We start from the raw sequence: 17,492 nt of genomic DNA, 5'->3' as shown, positions 1-17,492 counted from the left end.
TGCCCGAGGGCACCGAGATGGTGATGCCGGGCGACAACGTGACCATGGACGTGGTGCTGATCGTGCCGGTGGCCATGGAAGAGAAGCTGCGCTTCGCCATCCGCGAGGGCGGACGCACCGTCGGGGCCGGCGTCGTCGCCGCCATCAACGACTGATTTCTTCGGGTTGGGCGCACGGGCTTCGGTCGTGCGCCCAACCCGTCGCGATCTTCGAACACCGAAAAGGGTCGGCGCCATGCCGGCCCTTTTTTCGTGCCGTCGCCGATCCCGGATTTTCCGAACCGCGCGCCGCCATGCGATGATGGCGCCTGCGAAAGTAGGATCGACATGCACGACAGCGGCGACGGCCACGCCCATCCCCACGCGCCTCACGATCACGCGGCGGGACCTGACGCGACCGGGGCGCGCTGGAAGCACGACGGCGTGCGGGTGATCCCCGGCGACCGGCTCGACCCCAACACGGCGCAGACGCTGGGCATGTTCCGGCAGGCGGCAGTCAACGCCGCCCGCGTCGGCGCCCAAAAGATCTGGGCCGGCACGGTGGCGATCGAGCCCGACGCCAAGACCGGCGTGCACCACCACGGCGCCCTGGAGAGCGTGATCTACATCGTCTCCGGCCGCGCCCGGATGCGCTGGGGCGAGCGCCTCGAATACGTGGCCGAGGCCGGGCCCGGCGATTTCATCTTCGTGCCGCCCTACGTGCCGCATCAGGAGATCAACGCCTCGACCGACGAGCCCCTGCACTGCGTGCTGGTGCGCTCGGACAACGAGGCGGTGGTGGTGAACCTGCCCAACGTCGAGGCGGCCGAGCGCCCCGAGACCGTCTACTGGGTCGATCCGATCCACAAGCAGCCGTGACCCCGTCGCGGCCGCTCGGCGAGGCGGCGGGCATCCGTGACGCGGCAGGTCGGCGAGGGCGTTCCGCCCGCCGATCCCTTCGCACGCCGGCCGGGAGCCAGCGGCCGCCACGCGCGTTGAAGGCAGCCATCATGGATCGCGGCGGTCGAGCCTTCGGGCTCCCGTCCGCGAGCGCGCCGGCCGCCGCGTTCGCCCCGTTCGCGTGCGGCCGGCGCGTCCCCCTTTCAACGTGGTCCCATTCCACCTGGAGCGGTGCAGCGATCGGAGCGGTCACCCACGTGTCTGAAAAGACGGTGCGGGCGCCGAGACGCGGCGCTTCGTCCTGGATCCGATGCCCGGGAGGTAGGACGTCGGTCGTGCCTCCCGCTGCGGAACCCGGCTTCGGCCGGGCCACGGCCCGTGCGGCGCAGAGGCCCGGAACATGAACACGGAGCGCGCGTTCACTGCGCACTTTCTGAATAATTCCTCGCCAACAAGGCAATCCGATGCGCGACCTCAACATGTCGAATGGCCGTGCTATGCTCAATCGCGGGAAGCGTAGCGGTAAAACTGTGTCCGCAATGAATATTCCTGGGCCGGCAAAGTCGGCACCCGTCGATACGGCGAACCACACGCCCCACGGACAGCCTTGCGCGCCCGTCAAACGCATTCCTCCAACAACCGATTTCGAGGGCTTCGGCTCGTTTTCGAGCTGAGTGCCGGCGGCTCCGCGCACGCGGCACGCCTGCTCAGGCAACAAAAAATCCCGCACCCTTCGCAGGTACGGGATTGAAACTCAGAAGATCAACGATCTCAGAATTTGGAGATCCGTTGGTGCCCAGGAAAGGACTCGCCGTCCCTGCCCCTAAGTCATTGATATTATTGCGTCCGATCTGGCGACAACCGCCCGTTTGTGTACCGGTCCTGTGCCCCAATGTCCATCAGCATCGTCGGAAGAAGGGATTACAAAAGAGAAGTTGCGGCCTCCCGACAACAGTAGGCCCGCATTCACCGTTCGTACCAAACCGAAAATGCGTACAACCCTGGACAGGGTTGCCAACGCCGGCAATACAAAAGCTTGCGATTGGTTTGGAATGTGACCTTGTCGAAACTCAGCCGATTTTTCGCGTCTGAAATTGCTTTGAAGATCAGCGGTCAAAATCTGACAGCAGTTCGCACAGGCTTTCGTACCGTGCTACACGATACATACAATGGATATAAAATCGAGAAACATCTTTCAGGTTCGCTGCCCTACCATTATAGAAAACTCGATAGCGTGATCGAAGACTTCGAGGCGCAACACAACGCACTCGAGCTTATGGTCGATCTGATGGCAACCGCGCCGACGGTCGAATCATTTCGGAATAGTCATGGAAGTGAAATATTAGCCTGCTGTTATCTGGAGGAGAAGTTAGATATCCGAAGGCTTTATAGTAAACTGTCAATGACAACTTCAGAAAACACAAATGCGCACAAAATGGACGGCCTGTTTGTCAACGTAAGCAGCGAACCATACGAATACATTTTTGTTGAAGCAAAATCAAGCATACTACCAACCGAGAAGACAAAAACCAAAAGCCACAGAAGTGGCCTCCTGCAACAAATGCTCACCTCACTTGATGGCTATGAAGCTGAAGAGCCGCGAATGGAGCTGGTACGGATACGAGAAAATCTCGACAAAAATTTCCAAGAGGCTGTTAGAACAAAAATTAAGGCAGATCTCCGTCCGCCAGGACCCAAATTGAAATATCTAGGAATCAGTATAACAAATTCGTCAACGATAAACTCAGAAGATGACGACTTTATTCTGTCGTCGCCATGCAAAATTTCATTCGATTACTACGGCCTTGTTGTGACTGACGTCGCACGAATAACATCTAGTGCATACGCGATTTGGGACGATATCAAAGAGCTGATCAAAAAATCATGATTGGTGTTAAAGATCTTGAGCCGTGCTTATCCCAACAGTGGTTTGTGCACGGCTACCAAAAACTCGAACGCAACTTGCTGCTTTACCGGTTCGGCCTTCCACCAGAACCGCTATCTCACGTCGAACGTACCAGTCTGACCCGCTTTTCGCAGGCCGTAATCGCGGGCGCTTCAGAGTGGAACAATCCGCGCGCCGGTACAGCCCGACAATTGTGTCAGTACGCAGCTGATATCGAAGCAAGTTTTGCTATCTCATCGACTTCAAGTTACGAAGCCGCTCACCTTTCCTTACTGAAAGCTATATTGCTGTACGATCTTGCGGGTTTGCCGGGCGCGAGCAGCACTTACGCCGGTCGAAACGATATAGATCCACGACTTCAAGACTTTTTCACCAGAGCCAAAGATTCGCTTTGGGGAGCTATGTCATCTCCTGACGCAGCTCGTTCAAGGCTAAGGGGAATTGACGGACATTCTAAAGCGAAAATTGATGACTTATTAAATCGAGCTATAGGCGAGGCAGTTCAAGAAGCCGGATTGTCCATACAGTTAGGAAGAAATGGCTTAGCTCCATCGAAAGCGATACGATTACTCGCCGGCCTAGCAGCAGATTTTGTTATGCCGATTACAGGTGATGACCTCCTCTCATTGGCGACCCTCATCGAATTGCGAACTGAAAATTCTGCGCAGTCCATTCTTAGGAAGCACTCGTCGGTAGCAGCTGAAAATGCGCGTCATCTAGCATTACCAGTCGAATTTTGGCCAGCTCAAGTTGAGGCGATCGAAAGCGGAATCCTTTCAGATGAATACAAGAGTTTTGGTTTAGCATCGCCAACAGGCACCGGCAAAACTGCCCTGACAAAGTTGGTCATAGCGGATACGCTTGCAAAGCATCCGGGCAAAAAAGTCATCTATCTATGCCCAAGTAGGGCACTGGTTCGACAGGTTGCGAATGATTTAGCAAACTCGTTGAAGGGGATTGGCGCCGTTGTCATCGAAGTGGGCGCTCATCTCACTGTCCACGAGCGCATTCCCCAATCTTCGGACAACGCAGACGTTCTCGTTTTCACGCCAGAGCGTGCAGACCTCCTGCTGCGTGTCGATCCAGATTTTCTTGCAGCCACTTCCCTCATCATTGTCGATGAAGCGCATCATATCGAGCAGACACAGAGAGGTGTTCTTCTCGAATTTTATCTATGGAGGCTCAGGAGGCTTGTCCCAGGGAGTGCAAGAGTAGTGCAGCTTTCCGCCGTTGCACCTAACATCAATCAGCTAACTGATTGGCTCGGACCGGCAGGAAAAACCAAGTCTTTGATGATAGACTCACGAACAAGCAAACTTCGAGTTGGAATCCTCGAGAGAGGAAGAGGCGGATCCGCGATATTACGGTTTGCATCAAGCCCGCCATATACATTGATCTCTGAAGATCTGCCTGTTGATCCGCGACGTGGTCTTGCCCTGTTAGCTCACCATCTTTCGCAGCACGGGATCGTCCTCGTTCTTTGTACAAGCACTGGCGCAGCAGAAGACATTGCAAAGCTGGTAGCTGAGTTGCGAGAGGTGGAGCAGGATACCAGTGATGAAGCTTCGCAGAAGCTCGACGCTTGGATTGAACGTGAGTTGTATGCGGAATGCCCGCTGAGAGAGTATTATAGCAAACGTGTTTTGTATCACCATGCTCAGATCCCGCCCCGTGTTCGAACAGCCATTGAAGATGCAATACGGTCTCGGAAAGCGGACGTGATTTGTGCAACCACCACTCTCGCTGAGGGAGTGAATTTCCCATTTTCAACTGTGATAGTAGAGTCTCTTGTTGGACGAAATTACCAGATTAGTCCCAGGGCTCTATGGAACATTGCAGGGCGAGCAGGCCGCTTCGGCATCGACACCGAAGGCCACTGCATTTTATATCGCCCTGAACTTTGGGCAGAAAAACTTGAGAACTATAGCCTTGAAGATTATCTTAGAACAAAACTCGCTGACATACCACCTGTTAAGTCAGCATTGGCTACAGGAATCATGAAGCTTAAGCACATGGTGGAAACAGGGCGTCTGTCACAGGACGTCCTTACAACTGTGCCGCTATCAAATATCAAAATTGACAATAAGATAACTTCCGACGCTCGCGAGATACGTGCTCTTATAAACATTATGCGAGTTGGCTATGCACATGCTAGCAGTTCCGGCATCATTGACTTCGAGGATGATGAGGATGATGAGTTTACGTTGGGATTTTTAGCTTCCCGTCAGCTCACATCTGAGGGTCGGGCATATGCACGACATCTGAGTACGCAGCAGCGTTTCGTTGTTCGTAGCGCAACGGACGACAACGCAGATTTGATGCAGATCGCAGCACGTGTGGGTTGGTCCCTTGAGACGCAAAGAAACATTTACAATTGGCTATCCACTCGCGAGGACTGGCAAATAGAACAGTTTAGCAATTGCGTTGTAGGCGGAGCGGTTGTAAATTTCGATCGACTGGGTTATATGCTTGGGCCCGTCGCGAAGAACCTACTAGCATTTGAGGGTAGCGAGCTTGGTGGGTTTACGTCTTTCATTGCGACGAAATGGATTCAGGGAATTCCACTTTCTAGTATGGATCAGTCCGATTTCGGAAAACTGGTTGCTACAATATATGGCCGCATTCAGTACCTACTTCCGTGGGGACTTTTCGGGTTGCATGAGCTTATTGAGCACGAAGCATCTCAGAGAGATTTGGTAACTGGAACCGGCGTTCGTGATCTATCAGCATTGGCGTCAGAGGGGGTTCCTAACTTTGATGCACTCCAGCTTGTAATGCAGCTCAACATTGAGCGGGTTGATGCCTCGCGTTTGTCCAGTAAGTTCAGATCAAGGCGTCGTGATACTGATGTTTTAGGTTGGTTTTACAACGCTCCTTGGTCAGAGATTGAAAGAGCCGTTCAGGGCTCAGACAGACGGCGGATCGATCCTACTCTGAAAATCATATATTCGAACAAACCGTAGCCTGCTTGAAAACACAGGAAACCTGCCTCAATATAATTGAATAATCTAAAAGCGAGCTATCTTACCAACAAAATACTTAGAGGTTGTTTCTTGAGATTGCATAGATCTTGAGCCCTTTGGCATACTGACTTTTTGTCCCCCATCTTTCTCGAAATATCAGTACTAAGCCAAGTCTCCGGCGGGTATCTTCAGCGTCATCAACGCTTATGAGCTGATACAAAAATTTTAGTCTTGGAGACGGACCAATACCCTGGACGGGACTGCCTAAGGCATGAAATCGGCCGTCACCACATTGGCCGTCGAGTTGGGCCATGGCAGATCTTTTTGCTCCCGTCAGGTCCATGCCAGCCCATGGAAAGCCGCCGGGATCAGTGCCGCAAGACGTTCGTTGCCTCGGACCGCGTCACAGCCTTTGTGAGTCGATGCGTTGGCTAGGCGATCAAACACAGCGAGAGGGCTCGGTAAGGGAGGGTGCTGATACGCACCTCAGGCTTGGAGCCGCTGACCCATATCCTGGTTTGTTCCTTGTCACGGCCCCTGATGGTCAGAGACCGCGCCTTATCCAAGGGTGCAACCATGTCGCTTCATATCGCCTCCGTCACCGCCGCGCTGATCGTTACCGCGCTCGGATTAAGCCTTCTGACGAGCGCCGCCCATATGCCGGGGCAGATGTCATCGGTCCCTCCGGCAGCCATCTCCGCGCGTCTCGCCGGCTGATGGATTGGGCCCCGGACTGCGAAGCTGCCTTTGGGGTGGGCCTCCAATCTGAGAGAGATCATCGAGCAGGGATTGGATCGCCCTTCTCGTCTCTGTCGTTGTATCGAGCGGCCCCGATCCAGGGATCGTTGGCGTGGGCGCTGGCGATCGCCTGCAGGATGTCGGATCGCGTCGCCGGGCGTTGAAAGGAGCTTCCGTCATGCTGTCCAGCGTCGCCTACTTCCTTGCCAGCACCCTGATACTACAGCCCGTGCAAGCAGAGGTGGCCGAGCGTCTTCGCCAAGCCAAGGTGGCACCGGAGGTCATTTCCCAAGCGCAAGCCTGTGTATCCTCCGCTTTGCCGACCTTGGTTCAGCGCGTCGGCGACGACTACTCGTGGGCCGTCACGACGGCGGCGGGCGTCTGGCTCGGCTTGACGCCTCTGGAGCGGGTTGTCGCCGATGTTGCACCGTCTTGCCGTGGCACCGTCGATACGCTCAGAGCTACCTGAATAAGTGCCGGCCAGTGCGATGCAGTTGGCTCCGCTCCCCGATGGTCTGCAAACGACCCTTCTAGGACCTTCAGGGCGTCCGCTTCGTGGCCATGTCGCCTCGGTACTCTTGCTGGGTCCGGGGTGTGTGGTTGGCAACCTTTGACGGTCCCGCCCAAGCGTGACAGACCAATGGCATGTCGAACACGCCGACCCGCAACGTCTCCCTGACGACCGAACTGACCGCCTACATCAACGCTCAGGTCGCATCGGGTCACTACTCGAACGCGAGCGAGGTGGTGCGAGCCGGACTGCGCCTTCTGATCGAGCGTGACCATGCATTGACTGCCAATGCGCGCCCGGCAGCCCACGAAGGGGCCCGTGCGGACTATCGTCCAGGCCGCTGATTCGATGACCGACCCCAGACCTACCCCGACGCTCCTACAGAGCTTCCTCAACGACGTCGTCGCGGTCGAGAGCATCGCGGCCGTGCCCACGATCCTCGACGTGGTGTGCCGAACCACCGGAATGGGCTTCGCGGCCGTGGCGCGCGTCACCGAGGACCGCTGGGTGGCCTGCGCAGTCAAGGATGACATCGCCTTCGGCCTCAAGCCTGGCGGTGAGTTGAGCCTTGAGACGACCATCTGCCACGAGATCCGGCAGAGCGGCACCGCGGTCGTCATCGACCATGTCGCCGAGGATCCCGCCTTCTGCGAGCACCACACGCCCGCCCGGTACGGCTTCCAGAGCTACATCTCGATGCCCATCGTGCTGCCCGACGGCACGTTCTTCGGCACGCTCTGCGCCATCGACCCCAAGCCCGCCAAGCTGAACACGCCCGCGGTCGTGGGCATGTTCAAGATGTTCGCCGAACTGATCGGCTTCCACCTCGATGCCAACCAGCGCCTCGCCTCACGCACCGCCGAGCGCGACCTGTACGAGAATATCGTCCAGTCCGATACCGCGCCGATCTGCGTCTTCGACACGGAGTACCGGCTGATCGCCTTCAACAAAGCCCACAACGACGAGTTCTTCCGGGTCAACGGATTCCACACGAAGGTCGGCGACGTCTTCCCCGATCTGTTCATCCCCGAGCAAGCCGCCATGATGCGCGCCAACATGGCCCGGGCGCTGGCCGGCGAGGCGTACAAGGTCGAAGCCGTGTTCGGCCGGGCCGAGTTCGGCCAGCCGTGCTGGGAGATCAGCTACACGCCCCTCCGCGATGCCAAGGGAAAGGTATTTGGCGCCTTCCACCAAGCCCACGACATCAGCGCGCGGCTCAGGGCGGAGGCTGAGCTTCAGGACGCGCAGGACGTGCTGCGGCAGTCGCAGAAGCTGGAGGTTATTGGCCAGCTCACCGGCGGCGTGGCGCACGACTTCAACAACCTCCTCACCGTCATCAAATCGTCCACCGACCTCCTGAAGCGGCCAGATCTCGCGGAGGGACGACGCGCCCGCTACATCGAGGCGATCTCCGACACCGTGGATCGCGCCGCGAAGTTGACCGGCCAGCTCCTCGCCTTCGCACGGCGGCAGACACTTCAACCCAAGGTGTTCGCGGCCTGCGACAGCGTCCGGGCACTCTCCGACATGATTGGCACGCTCACCGGCTCGCGCATCAGGGTCGTGACCGACTTGCCGGAGAACGCCTGCTTCGTGAATGCTGACCCGAACCAGTTCGACACGGCGCTGGTGAACATGGCCGTGAACGCTCGCGACGCGATGGAGGGCGAGGGGCAACTCACCGTTCGCGTGCGGGCCGTCGAGCGGATGCCGCCCGTGCGCGCCCACCCGGCGGTGGATGGGCCATTCGTGGCGGTGTCCATCAGCGATACCGGCTGCGGCATGACGAAGGAGACGCTGGGACGGATCTTCGAGCCGTTCTTCACGACCAAGGCGGTCGGGCAAGGCACCGGTCTCGGGCTCAGCCAGGTGTTCGGCTTTGCCAAGCAGTCACATGGCGAGGTCATCGTAAAGAGCGAGGTCGGGCATGGCACGACCTTCACGCTTTATCTTCCCCGTGTGGGAGACGCGGTCCAGGCGCCGGAACGAGGCGAGCCGATGCCCGTGATGGATGGCCATGGCACCTGCGTCCTCGTGGTCGAGGACAACGTCGAGGTAGGTACGTTCGCCACGCAGGCGCTGGCCGAACTTGGCTTCGCTACGGTCTGGGCGGCCGATGCCGGGGAAGCTCTGGCGGAGTTGGCCGAGAACGCGGCTCGGTTCGACGTGGTGTTCACGGACGTGATGATGCCCGGCATGAACGGCGTTGATCTCGCCCGTGAGATCCGGCGGCTTCATCCTGGCCTGCCTGTCATCCTGACCTCCGGCTACAGCCACGTTCTGGCGCAGACCGGCACCAACGGGTTCGAACTTCTGCAGAAACCCTACTCGGTCGAACAGCTCTCGCGCACCCTGCAGGCAGTTGCCATGCCCGACCGCCCCAGGCGCCTCGGCGAAGAGTAGCGTCCGGTAACAAGCTGCAGTTCAACTTCGGCTTTCCACCCTTAGCTGAAGTTCTACCTACGACGGTTCTCGCGGCTCCCTGCGAAGGGCGCCAGCCAATCGGCCGGCCCGCGAGAGCAGAGCCTGAAGCTCGTCGTTCTCTGCCACGAGCCGGCGACCCTCGCGATGCAGGACGACATCGTTCAGCGAGCCCATCCCGCCCAGAAGCCCGAGGTAGCGCTCCACCCCGTAATAGTCGGAGCGCTCCGCCCATGCCGCGCAACGCTCCACCTGCGCCGCCCAGTGGGGCTCATCGTACGTTTGCAGATGCGTTTCCAGGGCACGCAGGACGGTCGCGAACTCGGCGACCTCTGGGTGGAGGGACATGACGCCAGCGTAGCATCTTCAGGTCTGTTTTCCACCCACTGCGAACTTAGAGCATCGCTCGGAATTTGCCGCAAAGGTGGCTGCCAGCCCACTGACACGATAAAAACGGAAGAAGAAGGGCTCGTAGACAGAGCCCTACAGCGTCGAACGTGCCTAGCAGCCGATGCAGATATCGCGCACTACCCGCTCACGCCTTGGACCTGTCGTTTGATTGGGCAGTCGGCCACCTGCGTCCCTGATTGCGCCATGGCTGGTGAGCGCCCAGGGTCGTTGGGCTGAGGGCTCCGCAGCCTGCGACGGGTCCGGTGCCGGAGGCACCGTCAACGCCATGCCCTGCGCCGTCGCGCCTCCCGTCATAAGAACGGAAAACAGCAAAGCGCAGGACGGAAGATCACGCACGGCCATCGGTGCCTCCTATCCAGGCTTAACGCTGAAGCCGGAAACTGGGTCCAGCCTTCTTCGGGCTACGGAATGCCCCCGTCGCAACCATGCCGGCTGCTTTTGGCTTAGCCTCATTGCCCCATCGCGCGTCCCTGAATTGCGTCCGCCTTGTTCGGGTGTCGGACTACATCCCAAACCAACTAGGGAAACGGCTGTCGGGGTGTAATCGGACAGTCAAAGTTGACAAATCGACAGATCTGTGTTAGAAATCTGACAGACTGCATAAATTCCATTCGAAGCCGCTTCCGACATTCGGGGCGGCTTTTTCTGTTTCTCCCAGGATCCCCGATGCATCAGATCTCGCTCAGGATGCCTCTGAGCTTGTTCCAGCAACTCGCCCGGCAGGCCGCCGAGCGTGGACTACCTGTGACCGCCTACGTGCGGAGCCAGTTGGCTCACAGCGTCCAGTCCCCCATCAACATTCACTCAACAAAGAAAGACAGCGCAAATGCGACCTAAGTTGTTCAACGGTGCAAAGACACGAACCGTCGATGTCAATCTCTCGGAAGAACTGATCGAAGTCCTCCGCGAAGTTGCGAACCGCCACGCCCTAACGCCCGCGACGTACCTACGGAGCCTCGCCGTTACGCACCTCAACAAGATCCGGGCAACCAAGGAGTCGGGCAGTGACTAACACCAATAATCCCGCGCTCGCGTCCCTGGCGCGTCGCCTCGTCATGGCAGAACTCGCCGCCCGTGGCGCGAGGAACCCCGAAAACGTCGAAAGCATCGTCGCACCGCGCCTCCGACTCGATGGTTCGGGCGATCTCGTTGCGGTCGATCACGGCGGTTCGGTTCTCCCCGGCAAGCTCCTGTCGGACGTTCTCGATGACGTCCAGCGTTCGCACCCCTCCCTGTTCCGGTCACCGCTCCCGGCCGGCAAAAGCCAGGGCAAGGAACAGAGCAATCCCTTTGCTCCCGGTCCCGGTCACAGCATCACGGAACAGATGATTCTCTGGCGTTCTGATCCCGAGCGGGCGGAATATCTCGCCTCCGAGGCTGGCCTGAGGATCAAACCGCTGCGCTGAATTTCCTACCAATAACCAAGGATTTAATCATGAGTTTCAGCAACCCCGGAGGGTGGCGCGAGCGTGTGAAGCGCACGGCCGCGAAGGCGCAGGCACGCGATGATATGGCGGAGATCCGCGCCGCCCGAGCTGGCTTTGAAGCGGAGAAGCAGCGTCTCGCCGATGAGCAGAATGCATTGGATGCCGAGAGTCTTCGCCTGTCCCGGCTTCGCTGCCCCTGTTGCGACGGCGACGGCTCCGTGACCCCGATCCATGCTGAGCTTGTTTATCGGGCGCTTGAGCGCCTGCCGAGCGAGTCGAAGCCCGACCCCGAACACATCGCGTCGCTTGCCGCCATCGCCCTTCGCCAGCCTGTCCACGGTCGCACGCCTCGCATCGTCCATGGGGTTCATCATCCGGCCCCGATCGCCCTTGTCGAGCTTGCGGCAACGATGCCCGTGACGGTCAAAAAAGCCAACAAGGTCAACAAGTTCCCCGATGACGGGGCGTTGATCGAGATTGACGACTGATCGATCGGTTCGCGATGTAGGGCACCTCTCCATCCCGAGAGTCGAGCCCATCGCGGAGCGCTGGTCGGCGGTGTCTTCTCCATTGCCGGCCGGCGCTCGATAGGGGAGGGCGATCCTGCGGGGCCGCCGATCATCCCCATCATCACATGGATGGAAACCCATAGGGGAAGAACCAACCAGTAGGGGAAAGACAGTCGGTCTCACGAGCGTAAGAGACGGAAGTGTGCCAGGGACAAGAGGCATAAGGGCAGTATGCTCAAGTCTGAGCACACCTCTATCAAGCGTCTCACGTTCAACGATGATTCGGTCTCGAACCGAAAAGCCTGTCGCCTCGACCCCACCCGACGACAAAAAGAGACATAAGGTTTTCTTTATATCTTATCTCTCAGCTTCGTCTCTGTGGTTGGCCTGAGGCATAAGAATACCCCATCCTCCGGGAAGGACAGGGCGATGCGTTCGATAAAGCCCTCCAACCGGCAACGGGGCGGTAAACCGGTCAGAGGGCGAGCGGCTGAAGAAGCGCTACAGTTGAAGATGTGGTGGCGTTGAAGCTGCCCTTCAAGCGGCCCGCTTCAAGATCCGAGAGACCTGCATCGCCTCCCACCGTCCACCGCGCGCCGTCTGAACGTTACGGTTGTTCAACTCGGCTGCAATGCCCGTCATCGTCGTGACGCCCTGGCGTTTGATCGACTCGATGACCGGCAGAACATTGCGGGCGAAGGCGTCGGCCCCGGCCTTGTTCGACTCAGCTCCCTTGGCTGACGCTTCGGCGAGATTGGTCTTGTTCCCGAGCTTTCTGCCAGATGCCTTCAGGCTTTGAAGCGCGGCAGCGGTACGGGTCGAGATCAGCGCGCGCTCCTTCTCTGCCAGCGCAGCATAGAGATGGAGCATGAACGGGTCGGCGTCGGCTCCCAACTCAGTGACGATGAACGGGACGCGCTGAGCCATGAGCCCGGCCACGAACGCCACGTCACGGGACAGCCGGTCGAGCTTCGACACGACCACGGCACACTTGAGCCTGCGTGCCTGAGCCAGCGCAGCGGACAGATGAGGGCGACGGTCTAGAGCGTCGGCACCCTTGGCGGTCTCGACCTCCTGATGCTCTGCCACAACCTCATAGCCGTTGGCCGCTGCGAAATCTGCGATAGCGCGGTGCTGAGCCTCGAGTCCCAGGCCGCTCTTGCCCTGCCGGTCCGTGCTGACGCGGACGTAAGCAACCAAGGGGCGAAGGGTGGTGCCGGTGCTGCTCACGATGGCCTCGGTCCACGTCTCCGGCTTAGATAACAACCTCATACGACCGTTTGGAGTTGTTAGGCAAGCGAAATCCGTAGCCAAGGGCAGGGTGACGACGGGTTGTCCCGGCTGGTTGTCGGTCGCCGTGTTGCAGTGGGTCGAGCCCGAACCTGTCGCTCCACTGTGCTGACCGGTTGTCGTCCTCTCCGACGTGCCCGGTTGTCGTGCCCTGCCGCGATGCCGTGCCGGTTCTGATGCGCGCGCTGCCGTGATGAGAGGGGGTGTCTCTTTTTTGTGACACCTAGGCCGGGTGGGTGGCGAACCCCTCCACACAGCACACCATCTTTCGTTCGTATTTCCGACCCCCCAACTCTGTTTTCCAGAGAAGCAGGCCGGGCTGTTTAGTTCGCCCGAGTCGGTACACAAATTTTCGTTCGGATTTTCCCCTCCCTCTCAACGAAGAAGATCAAGATGAATGTCCACAGATAATATGAATGTCGCCATCGGCTTAACCGTCGATACCAGCGGCGAAGAGCTGATCGAACGTCTCAACCGGAAGGTGAAGCAGCTTCAAGCCTCGCTTCGGGCGATCAATGCCGACATGGCGAAGACCGCCAAGGCCGCGTCATTCCCTGGTTCGAACCCAACCCAGAAGGGCAACGCCAACCAGGGCAAAGCGGACAGCGACGCCAAGCGATCGGCCGCCGGTCTCTACGGCTTCAAGTCCCGCCTAGAGGCTCAACGCCAGCGCGAGGCAGAGCGTAACGAACAGTTCCTCCATCGGCTCCGTCAGAACAGCTTCCGGCAGGCAGAGCGGGACCAAGCGAAGGCGATCCGCGACCGTGTGGCAGGTGAGTCTCGTGTCGCGTCAGAGCAGCGCAAGGCCGCCCAGGATGCCGCTCGATCCGCTCGTGACGAGGTTCGTTCGATTCGTGAAAAGGTCAGCTTTACCGCGCGGATGAGCGCCCTGCGCCAGCGCGAGGAAGCCGAGACAGCCCGCGCGCAGGATCGTGCGACCCGTGACGCTATCCGTCTGGATCGGTATCGGCTCGGTCTCCGGGATCGGGAAGAGCGTCGCCTTGCCCGTGAGGCCGCCCGAGAGGATCGAGAGCGCTCTCAGTCCTACCGTTCTGGCCTGAGCAACGCCCGTTCAGCCGCCTCTCACGGCCGGGATTCGTACAACACTCTGACGCGAACCGGTGCCGCTGCCGCCGTTGTCGGAACCGCCGCAACGGCCTCTCTCGCACGCCGTGCTCTGACGGCAGAGTCGGACATCGACTCGGCCGAAATCAACTCACGCATCTATGGTGGCCTGTCGAAGGATGCCGCTCGGCAGCTTCGCGACCAATGGGCGGCTCCGCTTGCGGAAGATCTCGGCGTTGGAACGGCCAAGCTCCTGTCGAGCTACACGGATGCCTTGAAGGTCGGCATCGATCCGACCGGCGCGAAGGAATTCTCTGCCCTGGCGACTCAGACCTCAGAAGCGTGGGGCGTCCCATTCGAGGGCGTGGTCGATATTATCGGCACCGTGAACTCGATCCTGACGAGCACGGGTGACGCCTTCGACTTCGGCAAGCTGAAGGGTGTTGCGAACTCGATCCAGTATCTCGCGGCCAAGCAGTCCACGACCCCGGAAAAGCTGATCTCTTTCCTTCAGCGTGGCGCTGGTGGCGCTCAGGTTCTCGGCATGAGCCAAGAGGCGGGTCTGGCCTTCGGTTCGGCCTCGACCTCGCTCGGCAACCAAGCCGCCGAATCGGGTCGGCTCTTCGATTTCATCGCAGGCCGTCTCGTCTCGATGCCCGATCTGGTGAAGAAGCAGGGGCTTGAGGGCACCCGCGCGAGGGAGCTTGTCCGCAATCTCGGCTACGGCTCGGCCGGAGAACTCGACCGACAGCGCCGCGCGTCGCCGGATGACTTCCTTCCCGATTTCGTTCGCCGCTTCAATGGTGTGAAGGATACGAAGAAGCAGGAACAACTTCTCAAGTTCTTCGCTGGACAAGAGTGGTTCGGCGAATTCGGACGAATCGTTAAGGGTTTCGATAAGTACAAAGAGGCCGCCGATCTCGCCAAGGAGTCGAAAAAGCTCGACGCCATTGGTGAGGTTTGGAACCTGCACAAACTCAAGCTCGCCTTCGTCTTCAAGCAGATTTCGACAGGCTTTCTAAACATCATGGGCGAAATCGGCAAGGTCTTGTCGCCGATGGCTCGACAGGTCGGTGATTACTTCCTTGAATGGTCACGCAAGCTTCAGGGCGGCGGTCTTCGCCTCCGTGTTCAGGCTGCAATCGAAGGCTTCATTGACGGGTTCGGCTTCAAAGACCTACCGCACATGCTCAAAGGCATCTTCGGTGAGCCTGGGCAGGGCGATGCCGGCGCGGTGGAGACATGGCGCTCGACAGCCAAGGCATTCGCTGAAGGCATCCGAGACACCCTGAACGCCTTGAAGGGCATGTTCTCGTTCTTCACCGGCTCGACCGGGACGCCTGAGGAAATCGCCCGCTGGACCGGCCGGTTGATCACCTTCGCGGCGGCCTGCCTTGTGGCGGCTCCTGCAATTGCCGTTCTCGGCGGCCTGGCCTCAGGCATCACGGCGTTGTCGGTGGCGGCCCTGAGTGCATTTAAGCTCCTCAAGGCGGCTGGTCTCATCGGTGGTGCGTCGGCTGTTGCCGGTGGTGCCGGTGCAGGTTCTTCGGCGGGTGCGGCGGCAGGTGCGGCGACCGGTGCGGGTCTTCTCTCTCGCCTGATGCGGATCTTCGGCGGTGCGAGCATCAACATGTCGCCGAGCTTCACGAAGGACGAGGCCGATGATCTGACGCGACGACTCGGCAAGTTTGCGGAGGAGCGCAACAAGGCACGCGAGGATTCGGCTCGTGGGTGGATCGATCCCCCGGCGAAGTCCACCAACGACAACCTGCGCAAGCCTGCCGATGACCTAAAAAAGGCGATCGAGGACAACACACTCATACAAAAACAGTCCTATGAGGCGAATGACAACTTCACGGGACTGATCCGCAAGGCGTCGTTCACGTCAGGCGAGGCGGGGCGTGTCACTCGTACATCGATCCAGGGAGGCGCGGCTGATCTTCGTTCGGCGGTTCTCTCGGGAAGCTCCAGTTCGGTCGGCTCAGGCGGCGGTGGTCCTCTGTCGTCGTCCGCCCCTGGATCGGCCCTGGGTAACGTCGGCATCGGCGGTCGCGGGATCATCGGCGGCGGTCGCACCTCTCCGGGTTTCGGTCCCGGCGACGGTCCCTCCGGTCCGATCGCACCCTTCAAGGGCTCCGCAACTTTCGACGGCATGGCGCCTCGCATCATGGCCGATCTCCGCAAGGATTTCGGTCTCACAAAGGAACAGGCCGCCGGCATCCTCGGCAATCTCGGGCATGAGTCGGCAGGCTTCACGGCTTACCAAGAAAAGAACCCTCTCGGCGGTGGCCGTGGCGGTGCCGGCTGGGCGCAGTGGACCGGTCCCCGTCGTCGTCAGTTCGAGGCGTGGGCGGCTCAACGTGGCCTCGATCCCCGATCCTACGAGGCGAACTACGGCTTCCTTCGGCACGAACTCAACACGTCCGAAAAGGGCGCCATGGGTGCCGTGAGGCGTCAGAGCACGGCCCAGGGCGCAATGGTTGCGTTCGAAAACGGGTTCGAGCGGGCCGGCGTCAAGAATTGGAGTTCGCGGCAGAAATGGACGAACCGTGCGCTCGGGTTAGCCGATGTTTCGCCCGGCTTGTCTGGACCGGAACAGAGCGGACAAGAGGCCGATGTGAGTCGTCGCGTCAGCGCTCTCCGCACCGTTTCGCAGGAGTGCGTCGCGCTGGCGAAGGCAGCGGTCGGCGTCTCGGGATCGGTGACGGGGTGGCGGAAAGGCATCGGCGCCGATCAGGGGACGCTGAAGCCCGGCACACCGATCGCAACGTTCCTCAACCGTGATGGCTCAACCTCTCATCGGTACGACGGCGGTGGGACCGGCGTTCGCGGCAACAACACAACCCACGCGGGCGTCTTCAACAAATACTTGAAGGACAAGATCGGCCGTATCGTCGGCATGGAGGTTGTAGAGCAGTTCAAGGGTTCCAACGGTCCTCGACTGAAAAACTACATGTTCGGTCAAGGCAGCGGTGCTCGGAACGGTAGCAACTACAACGCGATCTTGGGTTCGGATGGTCAGCTGCTCGGCGGATCGCGCAACCCGATGCAGAACGCTCGGGACAACGCCGAATCCCTCGTTGGACCCATGAGGGGATCGGCCGGTGGTGGTGATCCAGGCTTCACCTCGACTGGATGGAAGCCGCTCGGTGGCGGTGCGCCGCTCGGCGAGGCGGCCCCTATCTCGCCTAGTCGGTCAGGGCAGGGAGGTGGCTCAAGTTCGACATCAGTTCAGGCGCCGATCACGATCAACGGAGCGGGTCAAAATGCTGATCAGATCGCCTCCGCCGTGCAGCGCAAGCTTCAGGAGTCGATGAACCGTCGAACCCACGACCTAGACCCGTCTTCGATGTCAAACATCGGGTAGGTCAAC

The 17,492-nt window shown here is 59.5% G+C and carries 12 protein-coding genes; 10 read left to right on the top strand and 2 right to left on the bottom strand.

All coding sequences use genetic code 11. The features are described from left to right. From ABS772_RS23775 to ABS772_RS23745, 7 genes are all read left to right on the top strand, one after another. Positions 1-155 (top strand): EF-Tu C-terminal domain-related protein (locus ABS772_RS23775; protein WP_456238272.1); only part of this gene is annotated, 155 nt, incomplete at its 5' end. 171 nt (positions 156-326) lie between these two features. Beyond that, entirely contained in the window at positions 327-857 is a 531-nt protein-coding gene (locus ABS772_RS23770) for a cupin domain-containing protein (RefSeq protein ID WP_350397155.1), read from the top strand. 1,081 nt (positions 858-1,938) lie between these two features. Continuing rightward, the gene (locus ABS772_RS23765) at positions 1,939-2,766 is read left to right on the top strand and encodes a Hachiman antiphage defense system protein HamA (protein ID WP_350397154.1); all 828 of its coding nucleotides are present in this window, start codon (positions 1,939-1,941) and stop codon (positions 2,764-2,766) included. Beyond that, the gene (locus tag ABS772_RS23760) at positions 2,763-5,747 is read left to right on the top strand and encodes a DEAD/DEAH box helicase (protein ID WP_350397153.1); all 2,985 of its coding nucleotides are present in this window, start codon (positions 2,763-2,765) and stop codon (positions 5,745-5,747) included. Before ABS772_RS23765 ends, ABS772_RS23760 begins: the two co-directional genes overlap by 4 nt. A 916-nt stretch (positions 5,748-6,663) precedes the next feature. Further along, complete coding sequence (locus ABS772_RS23755) at positions 6,664-6,954, top strand: hypothetical protein (RefSeq protein ID WP_350397152.1); 291 nt, start codon at positions 6,664-6,666, stop codon at positions 6,952-6,954. 176 nt (positions 6,955-7,130) lie between these two features. Then, on the top strand, positions 7,131-7,340 hold the full coding sequence (locus tag ABS772_RS23750; protein WP_350397151.1) for a type II toxin-antitoxin system ParD family antitoxin: 210 nt from the start codon (positions 7,131-7,133) through the stop codon (positions 7,338-7,340). Between the two features lie 4 nt (positions 7,341-7,344). After that, positions 7,345-9,399, top strand: coding sequence for an ATP-binding protein (locus ABS772_RS23745; RefSeq protein ID WP_350397150.1), 2,055 nt, complete (start codon positions 7,345-7,347; stop codon positions 9,397-9,399). Positions 9,400-9,456: 57 nt separating this feature from the next. Here the strand turns inward: ABS772_RS23745 and ABS772_RS23740 are convergent, their stop codons facing one another. Then, positions 9,457-9,765, bottom strand: a complete 309-nt coding sequence (locus tag ABS772_RS23740) for a DUF6966 domain-containing protein (RefSeq protein WP_350397149.1) — start codon at positions 9,763-9,765, stop codon at positions 9,457-9,459. A 1,067-nt stretch (positions 9,766-10,832) separates the two neighbouring features. Between ABS772_RS23740 and ABS772_RS23735 the strand changes: the two genes are divergently transcribed. Together ABS772_RS23735 and ABS772_RS23730 are read left to right on the top strand one after the other, a co-directional pair. Beyond that, the gene (locus tag ABS772_RS23735) at positions 10,833-11,234 is read left to right on the top strand and encodes a hypothetical protein (protein WP_350397148.1); all 402 of its coding nucleotides are present in this window, start codon (positions 10,833-10,835) and stop codon (positions 11,232-11,234) included. A 29-nt stretch (positions 11,235-11,263) separates the two neighbouring features. After that, positions 11,264-11,743, top strand: a complete 480-nt coding sequence (locus tag ABS772_RS23730; RefSeq protein WP_350397147.1) for a hypothetical protein — start codon at positions 11,264-11,266, stop codon at positions 11,741-11,743. Positions 11,744-12,301: 558 nt separating this feature from the next. On the opposite strand, the gene ABS772_RS23725 is transcribed toward ABS772_RS23730, so the two are convergent. Beyond that, positions 12,302-12,994: a recombinase family protein gene (locus ABS772_RS23725; protein ID WP_350397146.1), complete on the bottom strand. Its 693-nt coding sequence runs from the start codon at positions 12,992-12,994 to the stop codon at positions 12,302-12,304. 457 nt (positions 12,995-13,451) lie between these two features. Between ABS772_RS23725 and ABS772_RS23720 the strand changes: the two genes are divergently transcribed. Beyond that, entirely contained in the window at positions 13,452-17,486 is a 4,035-nt protein-coding gene (locus ABS772_RS23720; RefSeq protein WP_350397145.1) for a phage tail tape measure protein, read from the top strand. The last annotated feature ends 6 nt before the right edge of the window (positions 17,487-17,492 follow it).

The organism is Methylorubrum podarium (assembly GCF_040270385.1).
GTDB lineage: Bacteria > Pseudomonadota > Alphaproteobacteria > Rhizobiales > Beijerinckiaceae > Methylobacterium > Methylobacterium podarium.
This window is presented reverse-complemented; position numbering and strand designations above follow the sequence as displayed.

Coding starts and splice junctions, on each gene's coding strand:
- ABS772_RS23720 (WP_350397145.1), top strand. CDS start 13,452: ATGTCCACAGATAATATGAATGTCGCCATCGGCTTAACCGTCGATACC.
- ABS772_RS23770 (WP_350397155.1), top strand. CDS start 327: ATGCACGACAGCGGCGACGGCCACGCCCATCCCCACGCGCCTCACGAT.
- ABS772_RS23750 (WP_350397151.1), top strand. CDS start 7,131: ATGTCGAACACGCCGACCCGCAACGTCTCCCTGACGACCGAACTGACC.
- ABS772_RS23745 (WP_350397150.1), top strand. CDS start 7,345: ATGACCGACCCCAGACCTACCCCGACGCTCCTACAGAGCTTCCTCAAC.
- ABS772_RS23755 (WP_350397152.1), top strand. CDS start 6,664: ATGCTGTCCAGCGTCGCCTACTTCCTTGCCAGCACCCTGATACTACAG.
- ABS772_RS23740 (WP_350397149.1), bottom strand. CDS start 9,765: ATGTCCCTCCACCCAGAGGTCGCCGAGTTCGCGACCGTCCTGCGTGCC.
- ABS772_RS23760 (WP_350397153.1), top strand. CDS start 2,763: ATGATTGGTGTTAAAGATCTTGAGCCGTGCTTATCCCAACAGTGGTTT.
- ABS772_RS23730 (WP_350397147.1), top strand. CDS start 11,264: ATGAGTTTCAGCAACCCCGGAGGGTGGCGCGAGCGTGTGAAGCGCACG.